At 66.7% G+C, this 13,278-nt stretch carries 11 protein-coding genes and 2 pseudogenes; 9 read left to right on the top strand and 4 right to left on the bottom strand.

Annotated elements, in window-relative coordinates:
* Positions 1-396, bottom strand: a pseudogene (locus tag R2C4_RS20675) (AAA family ATPase); the annotation flags it as partial.
* 588 nt (positions 397-984) lie between these two features.
* Here R2C4_RS20675 and R2C4_RS20670 point away from each other — a divergent pair.
* Positions 985-2,263, top strand: a pseudogene (locus tag R2C4_RS20670) (replication initiation protein).
* A 30-nt stretch (positions 2,264-2,293) separates the two neighbouring features.
* Here the strand turns inward: R2C4_RS20670 and R2C4_RS20665 are convergent.
* Positions 2,294-2,815 carry a winged helix DNA-binding protein gene (locus R2C4_RS20665; protein WP_141892201.1) on the bottom strand — a complete coding sequence of 174 codons (522 nt, stop codon included), beginning with the start codon at positions 2,813-2,815 and terminating at the stop codon, positions 2,294-2,296.
* Positions 2,816-3,027: 212 nt separating this feature from the next.
* Here R2C4_RS20665 and R2C4_RS20660 point away from each other — a divergent pair, with 212 nt between their 5' ends.
* From R2C4_RS20660 to R2C4_RS20635, 6 genes are read left to right on the top strand one after another with little or no spacing between them, the layout of a single operon-like run.
* Positions 3,028-3,999: a TRAP transporter substrate-binding protein gene (locus R2C4_RS20660; protein ID WP_141892200.1), complete on the top strand. Its 972-nt coding sequence runs from the start codon at positions 3,028-3,030 to the stop codon at positions 3,997-3,999.
* 58 nt (positions 4,000-4,057) lie between these two features.
* Positions 4,058-4,606, top strand: coding sequence for a TRAP transporter small permease (locus R2C4_RS20655; protein ID WP_058285689.1), 549 nt, complete (start codon positions 4,058-4,060; stop codon positions 4,604-4,606).
* A gap of 9 nt (positions 4,607-4,615) precedes the next feature.
* Entirely contained in the window at positions 4,616-5,911 is a 1,296-nt protein-coding gene (locus R2C4_RS20650; protein WP_141892199.1) for a TRAP transporter large permease, read from the top strand.
* Positions 5,911-6,657 carry a 5-oxoprolinase subunit B family protein gene (locus tag R2C4_RS20645; protein WP_141892198.1) on the top strand — a complete coding sequence of 249 codons (747 nt, stop codon included), beginning with the start codon at positions 5,911-5,913 and terminating at the stop codon, positions 6,655-6,657. The genes R2C4_RS20650 and R2C4_RS20645 overlap by 1 nt, the downstream gene beginning before the upstream one ends.
* Complete coding sequence (locus R2C4_RS20640) at positions 6,654-7,670, top strand: 5-oxoprolinase subunit C family protein (protein WP_141892197.1); 1,017 nt, start codon at positions 6,654-6,656, stop codon at positions 7,668-7,670. The genes R2C4_RS20645 and R2C4_RS20640 overlap by 4 nt, the downstream gene beginning before the upstream one ends.
* 9 nt (positions 7,671-7,679) lie before the next feature.
* Positions 7,680-8,453, top strand: coding sequence for a LamB/YcsF family protein (locus R2C4_RS20635; RefSeq protein ID WP_141892196.1), 774 nt, complete (start codon positions 7,680-7,682; stop codon positions 8,451-8,453).
* 42 nt (positions 8,454-8,495) lie between these two features.
* Here R2C4_RS20635 and R2C4_RS20630 read toward each other — a convergent pair whose 3' ends face one another.
* Positions 8,496-10,892 carry a 1-deoxy-D-xylulose-5-phosphate synthase N-terminal domain-containing protein gene (locus R2C4_RS20630; protein ID WP_141892195.1) on the bottom strand — a complete coding sequence of 799 codons (2,397 nt, stop codon included), beginning with the start codon at positions 10,890-10,892 and terminating at the stop codon, positions 8,496-8,498.
* Positions 10,893-10,914: 22 nt separating this feature from the next.
* Positions 10,915-12,117, bottom strand: a complete 1,203-nt coding sequence (locus R2C4_RS20625) for a methionine gamma-lyase (RefSeq protein WP_141892194.1) — start codon at positions 12,115-12,117, stop codon at positions 10,915-10,917.
* A gap of 113 nt (positions 12,118-12,230) precedes the next feature.
* Between R2C4_RS20625 and R2C4_RS20620 the strand changes: the two genes are divergently transcribed.
* Positions 12,231-12,689: an Lrp/AsnC family transcriptional regulator gene (locus R2C4_RS20620; protein ID WP_058285682.1), complete on the top strand. Its 459-nt coding sequence runs from the start codon at positions 12,231-12,233 to the stop codon at positions 12,687-12,689.
* 149 nt (positions 12,690-12,838) lie between these two features.
* Positions 12,839-13,171, top strand: coding sequence for a GYD domain-containing protein (locus tag R2C4_RS20615; protein ID WP_141892193.1), 333 nt, complete (start codon positions 12,839-12,841; stop codon positions 13,169-13,171).
* Positions 13,172-13,278 lie beyond the last annotated feature (107 nt).

Genomic DNA, 13,278 nt, shown 5'->3' with positions numbered 1-13,278 from the left:
GGCAGGCCCTCGGGACGGTAGGGGCGGTATTCCTTGGTGCTGATACCTTCCTCCGCGAAATGGTCGCGCAGTTTCAGCACCTCCTCCAAGGTGAACCATTTGGAGCCGCTGGCGCCCTCCCCTGGGGCAGGTCGGGTTCTTGTTCAGAACCCGGCGCAGGTGGGCGGGGGCGACGGGGATCAGGTAGCGGCAGACCTCCCAGGTGGAGAATTTGCGCAGCCGCTTGCGCCCGTCGGGCGCGTAGCCGCGCTTGGCCAGATCATCGCGGCCCCGGCCCGCAAAGGCGGCGGCCTTGGCGAATCTGGCGGTGTCGACCATCTCGCCCAGCTTGGCGGCTGCCGCTGCCGGATCCAGGTTGAAATAGGGCGGCAGGGGAGTGTCCGGTTTTTTTGCCATGTCTCGTGTGCCTCGGTAAAATCGCCTGTTTGGCGTGTTATCACCGGTTTTGTCGCACATCCGGGGCAGAGTGTGAATCATTATCTGGCAGCGCATCTGTTTTCCGCAGCCGTCCGTAATCAGCGGAATATATGAGTCTTTTCCCCGAAAAACACTATCGCACAAACAGGTTGAAATGTTGTGAATCTTTGATTCAGTTTAGAGTCTTTAGGGGAGATAACCGTAATTATATCAAACGGTTATATATGTTTGGGGACCCGCATCCGGGGGCAAAGGAACCCGTTTGCAGGAGCATGGGTACCTGTCTGCGGGAGCAAGGGTCCCGATTCGCGGAGGACGGGCACCCGTGCCCCTGAGGCCCGAATCGGCCCGTTTGAGCGCCCGGAACAGCCGTAAACCGGGGGATTTCGGCGGTATCCGGGGCCTGTAAACGCCGGTCCGGTCTTAAGGTACCCGTTTCCGGGATGGCCTTCTCCTGTAAACGGGTCCCCAAGCCGGGATTGAGCGCGGGTTCCTTTTGGGCCATAGTCAGTCCAGAGCAGAATCCCCGCAAGAGCGTCAAGCCGCCAGGGGCAAGAGGGCAGGGCGATGGATCCAGACGATATCCCGCACAGCAAGCTGACCGGGCCGTTGCGCCGGGGGTCGGTAAAGAAGAATGTCGCCGCGATCCATGTCTCGGGCAAGCTGACGCTGTTGCAGCGCAAGCTGTCGAATGTGCTGCTGCTGAATGCCTATGACGCGCTGATCTCCAAGCCCAAGCACCAGATCGACGCGCAGACGCTGTGCATGATGGTGGGTTATAACTCCAACGATATGGAAACCCTGAAGCAGTCGCTGCGCAGCCTGGCGGAGACGGTGGCGGAATGGGACATGCTGGATGAGAACGGCAAGCAGGAGTGGGGGGTGAGCTCGCTGCTGTCCTATGCCAAGCTGCAGGGCGGGGTGTGCGAATACGCCTACAGCCCGGCGCTGGCGGAGAAGCTGCACGATCCCAAGGTGTTTGCCCTGATCAACCTGAACATCCAGCGCCGGTTCACCAGCGGCCACGCGCTGGCGCTGTATGAGAACTGCTACCGCTTCGTGCGGACAGGCTCGACCGGCTGGTGGACATTGCGCTGTTCCGCCGCCTGATGGGGGTGGAGGGCAGCGCCTATTACGAGAGCTTCAAGCACCTGAACGCCAAGATTATCAAGCCGGCGGTGGCGGAGGTGAACAAGACCTCCAACATCCTCTTGACGCCGGAGTTCAAGAAGATGGGGCGGCAGGTGGCGGAGGTGCGGTTCCTGATCAAGGAGAACCCGCAGCTGGCGATGCTGGATATTGATGATGGCGCCGGGGTGCGGCAGGGGCGGTTTACGGCCAGCTGATGGCGCTGGGGGTCAGCGACCGGCTGGCGCGGCAGTGGATTGCCGAGCATGGCGAGGACTATGTGGCCGAGAAGGTCGGCTATCTGAAGGGGCGCAAGGGGGTGGACAGCCCGGTGCGTTACCTGAGCGCGGCGCTGCGGGATGACTATAAGGACGTGCCCGAGGCGGTGAAAGAGGTGCCGCCGGAGGTGCTGGCCGCGGCCGAGGCGCGCAAGGCGGCAGAAGCGGAGGCGGCGCGCCAGGCGGCGGCGGAGGATGCGGCCAAGGCGCAGGAGCGCGCGCGGAGGGCGCAGCGGCTGGAGCGGATCCGCGATCTGGCCGCCAGCCGCTCGCCCACCCAGCGGGATGCCGACAAGCGGCTGTTCCTGAGCCGGCTGGAAGATGAGATCGACCGCGAGGAATTCCGCAACCGCGGCTGGGGTGCGGCGCTGCTGGCCAGCCAGATGGCGGAATTCTGGGAGGAACTGATACCCGGCGCGTTCGAGGAACTGGCCGGGTAGGGCAGGGGGCCGGCGGAAACCGCTATTGTGTCAGAGCGAGGCGGCGGCGCGGCTGGCCTGGTCGTAATGGCCGGAGAGCGCGCGCAAGCTGCGGGCCAGCTCGCGCAGGTCCTTGCCCGGCAGGTCGGCGGCGGACAGCCCGTCCAGCAGGCACTGGCGGCGCACGTCGCGGTAGGCCGAGCACAGTGCTGCGCCCTCGGCGGAGGTGCGGTAGAACACTTCCTTGCCGCGCTTTTCCGAGGCCAGCAGCCCGGCTTTCAGCAGCTTGCGCAGCCCGTAGTTCACGGTGTGGCTGTCCTCGATGTTGAGCAGGAAGCAGATGTCGGACAGGCGCTTGTCCTTGCCGCGGTGATTGACGTTGTGCAGGATCAGGATTTCCAGCGGGTTCAGATCCGGCTGGCCGGCCGCCGCCATGCAGCGGGTCATCCAGCGGGAGAACGCGTTGGAGGCGATGATCAGGCCGAATTCCAGCTCCGACAGTTCCCAGCCTTCGCCTTCGGCCAGGTGGCGGGAGGAGACGATTCGGCGGGAATCCGGTTTCTTTTCGGCCATTCTTGCACCCTTCTTTGTTGATAAAACCCCGGCGTTTTATCTGCATGTGGTCATAAAACGGCAAAGTATCAAGGAGATCAAGCAGGCCGTGGTGCTGGCGGCGGCGGCGGCGGGCCAGGTGCGGGCCGGACGGTGTATATTGGCAAAACGTTGACAAATTATCAGCGTTATGGGTACGATATTGCAATATTTCGCTTTGGGAGGAAATTATCATGAAGATCACCCGTTTGCTGGGCGGCGCCGCCGTTCTGATTGCCGGTCTGTCTGTTCCGGCGCTGGCCGCGACCTGGGACATGCCGACGCCCTATCCGGACGCCACGTTCCACACCAAGAACATCGCCGAGTTCGCCAGCGACGTGGCCGAGGCGACCGAGGGCGGGCTGGAGATCAAGGTCCATTCCGCCGGTTCGCTGTTCAAGCACCCGGAAATCAGCAAGGCGGTGCGCAGCGGCCAAGTGCCCGCGGGCGAGTTCTTCCTGTCGCTTCTGGCCAATGACAACCCGGCGTTCGGTGCCGACTCGCTGCCGTTCCTGGCGACCAGCTATGAAGAGGCCGAGCGGCTGTGGGCGGCGCAGAAGGATGTGATCGGCGGGCTGCTGGACGAGCAGGGGCTGATGGCTCTGTACGCTGTGCCGTGGCCACCGCAGGGGCTGTACACCACCAAGGAAATCAACAGCGTCGAGGATCTGGCGGGCTTGAAGTTCCGCACCTACAACGCGACGCTGGAGCAGTTCGCCAACCTGGCGGGCGCGGCGCCGACGCAGGTTGAGGTGCCGGACATTCCGCAGGCCTTCAGCACCGGCCGGGTCGAGGCGATGATCACCTCGCCCTCTACCGGCGTGAATTCGAAGGCCTGGGACTTCCTGAGCCATTACACCGACATTCAGGCCTGGATCCCGAAGAACATCGTGGTGGTGAACAAGCGCGCGTTCCGCCGCCTGGATGAGGCGACCCAGACCGCCATCCTGGAGGCCGCGGCAGAGGCCGAGGCGCGCGGCTGGGAGATGAGCCGGGCCGAAACCAGCAGCCAGATCGAGGTGCTGAAGGAAAACGGCATCACCGTGGTTGAGCCGTCGCAGCAGCTGATGGAAGGCCTGCGCGCGATTGGCGCCGAGATGCTGGAGAATTGGAAGGGCGAGGCCGGGGAGGCCGGCGCCACCCTGCTGAACGCCTACCAGCAGTAATTGCAACATGGCCGGACGCCGGGGGCGGCGTCCGGTCTCCTGGGGAGGAGGGGCGGCGATGCGGCCTGTGCTTGATTTCATCTACCGTGCGGCCGGGGGCCTGGCAGCACTGTTTATCGTGGCCATCGTGGCGCTGGTTTTTGCGCAGGTGTGCCTGAACCTCGCGGACAAGATCGCGGCGGCGCTGACCGGAACCGGGGTGGGGCTGACGATCCCGTCTTATGCGGATTTCACCGGCTTTTTCCTGGCCGCCTCGACCTTTCTGGCGCTGGCCTATGCGCTGCGGGCGGGGGGCCATATCCGGGTGACGCTGGTGACCAACCGCTTGCCCGCCGCCGCCCACCGCGCGGCGGAGCTGGGGGTGATCCTGCTGGCGCTGGCGATGAGCGGCTTTGCCACCTGGTACATGGGGCTGCTGCTGCTGGAATCGCTGGAGTTCGGCGACCGCAGCGCGGGTATGGTGTCGGTGCCGCTGTGGCTGCCGCAGGCGCCGGTGGCGCTTGGCCTTGCGATCCTCACCCTGGCGCTGGCGGACGAGCTGATCTCCGTGCTGCGCGGCGCGCTGCCCTCCTGGGAGGGCAAGGGCGAAAATCTTCTGAGCGAATAGGGGATCACCATGTCGGTTGCCGCGCTTTCCATCATTCTTCTGGTCCTTCTGTTTCTGTTCCTGGGCGCTGGCCTGTGGGTGGCCTTTGCCCTGCTGGGCGTGGGCATCGCCGCGATGGCGCTGTTCACCGAGGCGCCGCTGGGGCTGGTGATGGCCACCACCATGTGGGGCCACAGCAATTCCTGGGCCTTGGCGGCGCTGCCGCTGTTCATCTGGATGGGTGAGATCCTGTTCCGCTCGCGCCTGTCGGAGGACATGTTCACCGGGCTGTCGCCCTGGATGAACCGGCTGCCGGGGCAGCTGTTGCATGTGAACGTCTTTGCCTGCGGGATCTTTGCCGCGGTGTCAGGGTCGTCTGCCGCCACGGCGGCCACCATCGGCAAGCTGTCGATCCCCGAACTGTCGCGCCGCGGCTATCCCGAGAAGCTGGTGATCGGCACCCTGGCGGGCTCTGCCACGCTGGGGCTGCTGATCCCGCCGTCGATCATCCTGATCGTCTATGGCGTGGCGACCGAGCAATCCATTGCCCGGCTGTTTGTTGCGGGCGTGCTGCCCGGCGTGCTGCTGGTTGGGCTGTTCGTGGGCTATGTGGTGGTCTGGGCGCTGCTGAACCGCAGCCAGCTGCCGACCGAGGACATTGCCGCCACCTTCCGCGAGAAGCTGAAGCGCGCCCGCAGGCTGGTGCCGGTGGTGCTGCTGATCGGCGGGGTGATCGGCTCGATCTATGCGGGCATCGCCTCGCCCACCGATGCGGCGGCCGTGGGGGTGGTGCTGGCGCTGCTGTTGTCGTGGCAGTCCGGCTCGCTCACCCGGCAGAGCTTTACCGAGGGGCTGATGGGGGCGACCATCACCTCCTGCATGATCGCCTTTATCCTGGCGGGGGCGTCGTTCCTGACGGTGGCGATGGGCTTCACCGGCATTCCGCGCATCCTGGCGGAGTGGATCGGCTCGCTGAACCTGTCGACCTTCACGCTGCTGGCGGCGCTGACAATCTTTTTTGTGATCATGGGCTGCTTCCTCGACGGGATTTCGGTGGTGGTTCTGACGGCTTCGGTGATCATGCCGATGGTGCTGGAGGCGGGGATTGACCCGCTGTGGTTCGGCATCTTCCTGGTGATCGTGGTGGAGATGTCGCAGATCACGCCGCCGGTCGGGTTCAACCTGTTTGTGCTGCAGTCGCTGACCGGGCGGGACATTCTGACCGTGGCCAAGGCGGCGCTGCCGTTCTTCTTTCTGATGGTCCTGGCGCTGGTGCTGATCGTGCTGTTCCCGTCCATCGTGACCTTCCTGCCGGAGCAGATGTGATGGCTGAGGAGCGCGCAGCACCGCCTGCCCCCGACATTCGCACGGTGGGGGTGGATGGGATGCTGGTGAGCTTTGGCAGCCGCCTGAGCGAGCCGGCCAACCGCGCCGCCCTGGCGTTCCGCGCAGCGCTGGCGGCGGAAAGCTGGGACGGGGTTGAGGAGGTCTCGACCTCGCTGGTGTCGGCCTATGTGCGGTTTGATTTGCGGCATCTGGACCATGCGGGCTTGCGGGCGCGGCTGGAATCGCTGCTGGCGCAGCGCGACTGGTATGCCGCCGCGCTGCCCGGCCAGCGCCGCCTGTGGCGCATTCCGGCGGTGTTCGGCACCGAGCTGGCGCCGCAGCTGCCGCAGGCGGCAGCGGCTGCGGGCATGACCGAGGCGGAGGCGGTGGCCTCGCTGTCGGCGGCGCGGGTGCGGGTGCAGACCATCGGTTTTGCCCCCGGCCAGCCCTATCTGGGCGAGCTGCCGGAGGCCTGGGACATTCCGCGCCAGAGCCAGCTGACCACCCGCATTCCCGAGGGCGCGCTGGCGGTGGCGATCCGGCAGCTGGTGCTGTTTTCGGTGGCGACGCCCACCGGCTGGATGCACGCGGGCCAGACCGCAGTGCGCCTGTTCCGCCCCGACGCGGAGGAGCCGTTCCTGCTGCGCCCCGGCGATGAGGTGCAATTCAGCGCGATAACGCCGGAGGAGCTGCAGGGGTTGCGGCGCGATCCGCTGGGCGGCGCCAGGGCGGAGGATCTGTCATGAGCGGCTCGCTGACCATTTTGCGCGCAGGACCCGGGATGACGGTTCAGGACCTTGGCCGCCCGGGCTGGCTGGAATACGGGGTGTCGCGCGGCGGTGCTGCCGACCGGCTGGCGCTGGCCGAGGGCGCGGCGCTGCTGGGGCAGGGGGCGGATCTGGCGGCGGTCGAGATGGCCGGCCTGGGCGGCGAGTTCCAGGCGGGCAGCGATCTGCGCATTGCCCTGACCGGCGCGCCGATGCGGGCCAGCATCGACGGCACCGCCGCGGCCTGGAACGCCAGCCACCTGCTGCCCGCGGGGGCGCGGCTGACGATCGGCGCGGCACGCAGCGGCAGCTATGGCTATCTGCACGTCGGCGGCGGCTTTCACACGCCGGTGCATCTGGGCGCGCGCTCGGCGCATCTGGCGGCGGGCATTGGTGCTGCGCTGGCACAGGGCGGCGTGCTGGAGACCGGCCCGGACGGCGGCCAGGGCACCGGGCTGGGGCTGGCGCCGGACGACCGGTTCGAGGGCGGCACCGTGCGGGTTGTGGCGAGCCTGCAGACGGCGCTGTTCCCGCAAGCCGAGCTGGAGCGGTTCGAAGGCACCGCCTTCCGCCGCGGGGCGCGCGGCAACCGGATGGGCGTGCCGCTGGAGAGCGATGGCGAAGGCTTCCGCCCCGACGGCGCGCGCACGGTGGTGTCGGAGGTGATCGTGCCCGGCGACATCCAAGTGACCGGCGACGGCACGCCTTATGTGCTGCTGTCAGAATGCCAGACCACCGGCGGCTATCCCCGGATCGGCACGGTGCTTCCTTGCGACCTGCCCTTGCTGGCGCAGTCGGCGGCAGGGGCGGAGCTGCGCTTCCGTTTCATCCCGCTGGAGGAGGCGGTCGGGCTGGAACGGGCAGAAGCAGAGCGGCGCGAGGGCCTGCGCGGCCGGTGTCATCCCCTGATCCGCGACCCGCGCAGCATGTCCAACCTGCTGTCCTATCAGCTCATCAGCGGCGCGATTGCCGGTGAAGAAGATGTCTTGTGAGGAGATGACATGACCCGAACTGTCGATCTGAATGCCGATATGGGCGAAAGCTTTGGCGCCTGGTCGCTGGGCGATGATGCCGGGCTGCTGGATATCGTGACCTCGGCCAATATCGCCTGCGGTTATCATGCGGGCGATCCGGACGTGATGGCGGCGACGATGAAACACGCGGTGGCCAAGGGCACCGGCATCGGCGCGCATCCCGGTTTTCCCGACCTGCAGGGCTTTGGCCGCCGCTGGATGTCGGTGCCGCATGAGACGCTGGGCAACATGGTGCGCTACCAGCTGGGCGCGGCGCAGGCGATGGCGCGCGCGGCGGGCGGCGCGGTGCGGCATCTGAAGCTGCACGGGGCGCTGGCCAATATGGCCTCGGAAGATCTGGCGATGGCGCGGGCCTGCTATCAGGCGGCCTTGTCGGTGGACCCGGAGATCATCGTGATGGTGCTGGCGGGCACCGCGCAGCAGCAGGCGGCGCAGGAGCTGGGCTGCAAGACCGCTTGCGAGATCTTTGCCGACCGCGCCTATAACGATGATGCGACGCTGGTGGACCGCAGCCTGCCCGGCGCGGTGATCCATGATCCGGCAGAGGCCGGGCGGCGGATGGTCGAGATGGTGCGCGAGGGCGCCATCATCACCGCCAGCGGCAAGCGCATCCCGGCGCGGATCGACACCATCTGCCTGCATGGCGACACCCCGGCCGCGGTGGCGATTGCCGCCGATGTGCGCCGCGCGCTGCAGGACAGCGGCGTCGGGCTGGCGCAGTTCAGCGGCGCGGTGCTGTAAAAGCGCGGGGCGGGGGCAGATCGCCCCCGCGTTTTTCAGGCCTCAGCTGCGCGCCATCGCGGCAAAGGCGCCGCGGCCGGCCCGCTTGCCTGCGGTGAGGCCGTTCACTTTTTCGACGATGGCGGCGGCGTCGATGCCGTGGTGGCGGTAGAGGTCGCCGATGGTGCCGGTCTGGCCGAAATGCTCCACCCCCATCGGGATGGTCTGATGGCCTGCGACCGAGCCCAGCCAGGACAGCGTGGCGGGGTGGCCGTCGATCACGGTGATCAGCTTGCAGTGCGGCGGCAGCGCACCCATCAGGGTTTCCGCATGGGACTGCGCCGCGGCGTTGCCGCGCGAGCGCGCCCGCTGGGCGGCGGTCCAGCCGGAGTTCAGCCGGTCGGCAGAGGTCACTGCCAGCACGCCGATGTCGCGGCGTTCTTCGGCAATCATGCCTGCGGCCTTGATCGCCTCGGGCGCGACGGCACCCTGGTAGGCAATCACCACCTCGCAGTTCGGCCCCGGCGGGCGCAGCCAGTAGGCGCCGTCTATGGTGCCCTGGCGGAAGGCGTCATCGGCCCGCTTGCCGGGCTGTTCCAGCGGGTTGGTGGTGAGGCGCAGATAGACCGAGCCGCCGGTCTCGTCGCGCAGCCAGGTGCGTTCGTCCGGATCGCCCTCGCCGTCGCGCTGCACATAATCGAAGGCCCATTGCATGATCACCGCCAGCTCATCCGCGAAGGCGGGTTCAAAGGCGGCCAGACCGTCCTGGGACATGCCGATCAGCGGCGTGCCGATGGATTGGTGCGCGCCGCCCTCGGGGGCCAGGGTGACGCCCGAGGGCGTGCCCGCGAGGATGAAGCGCGCGTCCTGATAGCAGGCGTAGTTCAGCGCATCGAGGCCGCGGCTGACGAAGGGGTCGTAGACGGTGCCGATGGGAATGAGCCGCTTGCCGAACAGCGAATGCGACAGGCCCGCCGCGCCCAGGAGCAGCATCAGGTTCATCTCGGCAATGCCCAGCTCGATGTGCTGGCCCTCCGGCGTGAATTCCCATTTCGCGGTGGAGGGGATGCGGTGTTCGATGAAGGCATCGGCCTGGGCGGTGCGGGAGAACAGCTTGCGCCGGTTCACCCAGGGCCCGAGATTGGTGGTGCCGGTCACGTCCGGCGAGGTGGTGACGATGCGGTCCGCCAGGTCGCTGCTGCCCTTGGAGAGATCGTCGAGGATCTTGCCGAAGGCCATCTGGGTCGAAATCTCGCGTCCGGCGGGGGCGGCGATTTCGGGCACCGGAAGGCGGGCGTCGGCATAGCGGCGGGTGCCTTGGGCAAAGAAGGGCACTTCGGAGAGGAACTGGCGCAGGCCTTCCGGGTCCTGGACGGTGGCGAGGGGATCCCATTCCTGCCCCTCGGGCACGCCCATATGGGCCTGCCACTGGGCAAACTGGGCGGAATTCATCAGGCCGCCGTGGTTGTCCTTGTGGCCCGCAATCGGGGTGCCCCAGCCCTTGACCGTATAGGCCAGGAAGCAGACCGGGCGGTCGTGGGTGATGGCGTCGAAGGTTTCGGCCATCGTCTCCACGCAGTTGCCGCCGAGGTTTTCCATCAGCGCTGCCAACTCGGCATCGCTGCGGCGTTCGATCAGGGCGGTGACGTCGCCCTGATCGCCAAGGTCGTCAAGCAGGCGCTGGCGCCAGACCGCGCCGCCCATGAAGGTGAGGGCGGAATAGTCTTGGTTCGGGCAGGCGTCGATCCAGCCGCGCAGCTTGTCGCCGCCGGGTTCGGCAAAGGCGGCGCGCTGCAGGACGCCGTATTTCACCCGCACCACGTCCCAGCCGAAGGCGTCGAAGATCTTCTCGATCCGCTCGAACAGGCCCTCGCGGACGATGCCGTCGAGCGACTGGCGGTTGTAGTCGATGATCCACCAGCAATTGCGCAGATCGTTTTTCCAGCCCTCCTGCAGGGCTTCGTAGATGTTGCCCTCGTCCAGTTCGGCGTCACCCACAAGGGCCACCATGCGGCCCATCGGGGCGTCTGCGCCCCAGCTTTTGGCGGTGATGTAATCCTGGATCAGCGAGGCGAAGGAGGTGATCGCCACCCCCAGCCCGACCGAGCCGGTGGAGAAATCCACGTCGCAGGTGTCCTTGGTGCGGCTGGGGTAGCTTTGCACCCCGCCGAAGCCGCGGAAGTTCTCCATCTTTTCCCGGGTCTGGTTGCCCATCAGGTACTGCAGGGCGTGAAAGACCGGGGCGGCGTGGGGTTTCACCGCCACCCGGTCCTCGGGCCGCAGGGCGGAGAAATAGAGCGCCGTCATGATCGAGACCATCGAGGCCGAGGACGCCTGATGCCCGCCCACCTTGATCCCGTCCGCCTTGGGGCGGATGTGGTTGGCGTGGTGGACCATCCAGTGCGACAGCCACAGCAGCCGCTGTTCGATGGTCTTGAGGTGGGCAGGATCGGGGCGCATGGCGGTCTCCTTGAAGGGCGGGTTACTCGGCGGCCTGAAGGGCGGCGGGGGCCAGGGCCTGCTCCAGGTCGGCGATGATGTCTTCGGCGTCTTCCAGCCCGACCGACAGGCGGATGAGGCCGTCGCTGATGCCGTGCTCGGCGCGCTCCTCGGGCGTGTAGGTGGAATGCGTCATCGACGCCGGGTGCTGGATCAGGGTTTCGGCGTCGCCCAGCGACACCGCGCGCTGGATCATCTCCAGCCGGTTCATGAAGGCAATGCCGCCGGCCAGGCCGCCCTTGGCTTCGAAGGCGATCATGGCGCCGGGCTGGTCCATCTGGCGTTCCGCGATAGCGCGCTGTTCAAAGCTGTCGAGGCCCGGGAAATACACCGCGCCGACGGCGGGGTGCGCCTCGAGGTAGGCGGCGACGGTGCGGGCGGTGGCGCAGTGGCGGTCCATCCGCAGGTTCAGGGTCTTGATGCCGCGCAGGATCAGCATCGCGTTGAAGGGCGCCATCACCGCGCCGGTCATGTCCTTCATGCCAACCAGGCGGATCTCGGCGATCTGCTCGGCGGTGCCCGCGACCAGGCCGGCCACCACATCGCCGTGGCCGCCCAGGTACTTGGTGGCGGAGTGCAGAACGATGTCGGCGCCGTGTTCGATCGGGCGGGTCAGGTAGGGGGTGGCATAGGTGTTGTCGACCACCACCGTGGCGCCCGCCGCATGGGCGATCTCGGCGCTGGCGGCGATGTCGACCAGCCGCATGTTGGGGTTGGCCGGAGTCTCGAAATAGACCACGCGGGTTTTCTCCGACACCGCGGCGCGCAGGTTTTCCGGGTCGGTCATGTCGACATGGGTGATGGTGACGCCCCATTTCGCCAGGCCGTGGCGCATGAAGGCGAAGGTGCAGCCATAAAGCGTCTTGTCGACGATGACCTCGTCGCCGGGCGACAGCAGCGTCCATAGAACCGCGGTGATCGCGCCCATGCCGCTGGACAGGGCCAGGCCCGCCTCGGCACCTTCCAGCACCGCGATGCGCTGTTCCAGCAGGTCGCAGGTTGGGTTGGAGATACGGCTGTAGATATGGCCCTGACGCTCGCCCGCGAACATCTCGCCGCCGGCTTCGGCGGTCTCAAACGTGAAGGTCGATGTCAGGTGCAGCGGCGGGGTCAGCGCCCCGTCGTGGTCCTGCGGGTTGTAGGCGTGGTGAATGGCGCGGGTGGCAAATCCTGCGGAACGTTTCATGTCGGGCTCCTGATCTCTGTTGCTGCCATATTGCGCCTGTCCGGAAGGTGATGGATTGCCAATTATGCCAGCCAGAGAGTAGAATTTGGCATAATCTGCCAATCGGGGGCCGCATGGACAGCAAAGACAGACAGATCATCCGCGCCTTGCAGCGCGACGGGCGGATGACCAACCAGGATCTGGCCGAGGCGGTGAACCTGTCGCCCTCGCCCTGCCTGCGCCGGGTGCGGAACCTGGAGGCGAGCGGGGTGATCCGCGGCTACAGCGCCGATGTGGACGCCACGGCCTATGGCCTGGCGATCACCGTCTTTGTGCGGATCCGGCTGGAGCGGCACAATGAAACCGACGTTCAGTCCTTTGAAGGCCGGGTGCGGCGGATGGACGAGGTGCTGGAGTGCCATGTGCTGACCGGGGCGATGGATTACCAGCTGCGGGTGCTGGTGCCGGACCTGGAAGCCTATGAAAGCTTCATCCGCAACCGCATCCACCCGATCGGCGGCATCGCCTCGATCGACACCAGTTTCGTGTACGGCACGGTCAAGAAAACAGCCGTGTTCCCGCCCGCCTCCTGACCGGCAGGGGCAGGCGCCGGCCCGCTGCCCGGTTTGGCATGCCAAACGGCCCCGTCTTGTGGTATCATGGCAGCTTGGGGGCATGCGGGCCGGACGATCCGGCATCGTGCCCGAAAACGGCTCGCCTTTTACCCCAAGGGAGAGTCAGAATGCCAAGATTTATCGTGACCGGTTGTTATACCGCCTCTGCCATGAAGGCTATGGTTGAACGCCCCAGCGACCGCGAGGCTGCGTCCCGTGCTTTGGTCGAAGCGGCGGGCGGCACCCAGGAAAGCTTTTTCCTGACCACGGGGGACAGCGATTTTGCCATCCATGTGAACATTGACGATGTGTCGGCCCTGCTGGCGGGCTTGCTGGCGGTGGGCGCCAGCGGTGCGGTCAGCAACCTCAGGACCGTGCGGGCCTTTACCGCGGACGAATTCCTCGAGATGCAGAAGAAGGCCAGCGGCATTGCCGGCGCCTACAAGGCGCCTGGGGCGTAAGCGCCGCCTGCGCCGCGTTTCTGCGATGATCTGACAGCTCCGCCGTGCGGAAGCCGCCCGCCAGCGGCGCGCGGCGGAGGTCTCTGTGTGTCTGCCCGGCTGCTGGA

The sequence above is a fragment of the Leisingera aquaemixtae genome (assembly GCF_006740765.1).
Classification (GTDB): Bacteria; Pseudomonadota; Alphaproteobacteria; order Rhodobacterales; family Rhodobacteraceae; genus Leisingera; species Leisingera aquaemixtae.
The sequence above is the reverse complement of the archived record's forward strand: the minus strand, read 5'-3'. Positions and strand labels throughout refer to the sequence as shown.

Excerpts from the sequence above, each read along its gene's own strand:
- R2C4_RS20665 (WP_141892201.1), bottom strand. The coding sequence starts at position 2,815 with ATGGCCGAAAAGAAACCGGATTCCCGCCGAATCGTCTCCTCCCGCCAC.
- R2C4_RS20660 (WP_141892200.1), top strand. The coding sequence starts at position 3,028 with ATGAAGATCACCCGTTTGCTGGGCGGCGCCGCCGTTCTGATTGCCGGT.
- R2C4_RS20655 (WP_058285689.1), top strand. The coding sequence starts at position 4,058 with ATGCGGCCTGTGCTTGATTTCATCTACCGTGCGGCCGGGGGCCTGGCA.
- R2C4_RS20650 (WP_141892199.1), top strand. The coding sequence starts at position 4,616 with ATGTCGGTTGCCGCGCTTTCCATCATTCTTCTGGTCCTTCTGTTTCTG.
- R2C4_RS20645 (WP_141892198.1), top strand. The coding sequence starts at position 5,911 with ATGGCTGAGGAGCGCGCAGCACCGCCTGCCCCCGACATTCGCACGGTG.
- R2C4_RS20640 (WP_141892197.1), top strand. The coding sequence starts at position 6,654 with ATGAGCGGCTCGCTGACCATTTTGCGCGCAGGACCCGGGATGACGGTT.
- R2C4_RS20635 (WP_141892196.1), top strand. The coding sequence starts at position 7,680 with ATGACCCGAACTGTCGATCTGAATGCCGATATGGGCGAAAGCTTTGGC.
- R2C4_RS20630 (WP_141892195.1), bottom strand. The coding sequence starts at position 10,892 with ATGCGCCCCGATCCTGCCCACCTCAAGACCATCGAACAGCGGCTGCTG.
- R2C4_RS20625 (WP_141892194.1), bottom strand. The coding sequence starts at position 12,117 with ATGAAACGTTCCGCAGGATTTGCCACCCGCGCCATTCACCACGCCTAC.
- R2C4_RS20620 (WP_058285682.1), top strand. The coding sequence starts at position 12,231 with ATGGACAGCAAAGACAGACAGATCATCCGCGCCTTGCAGCGCGACGGG.
- R2C4_RS20615 (WP_141892193.1), top strand. The coding sequence starts at position 12,839 with ATGCCAAGATTTATCGTGACCGGTTGTTATACCGCCTCTGCCATGAAG.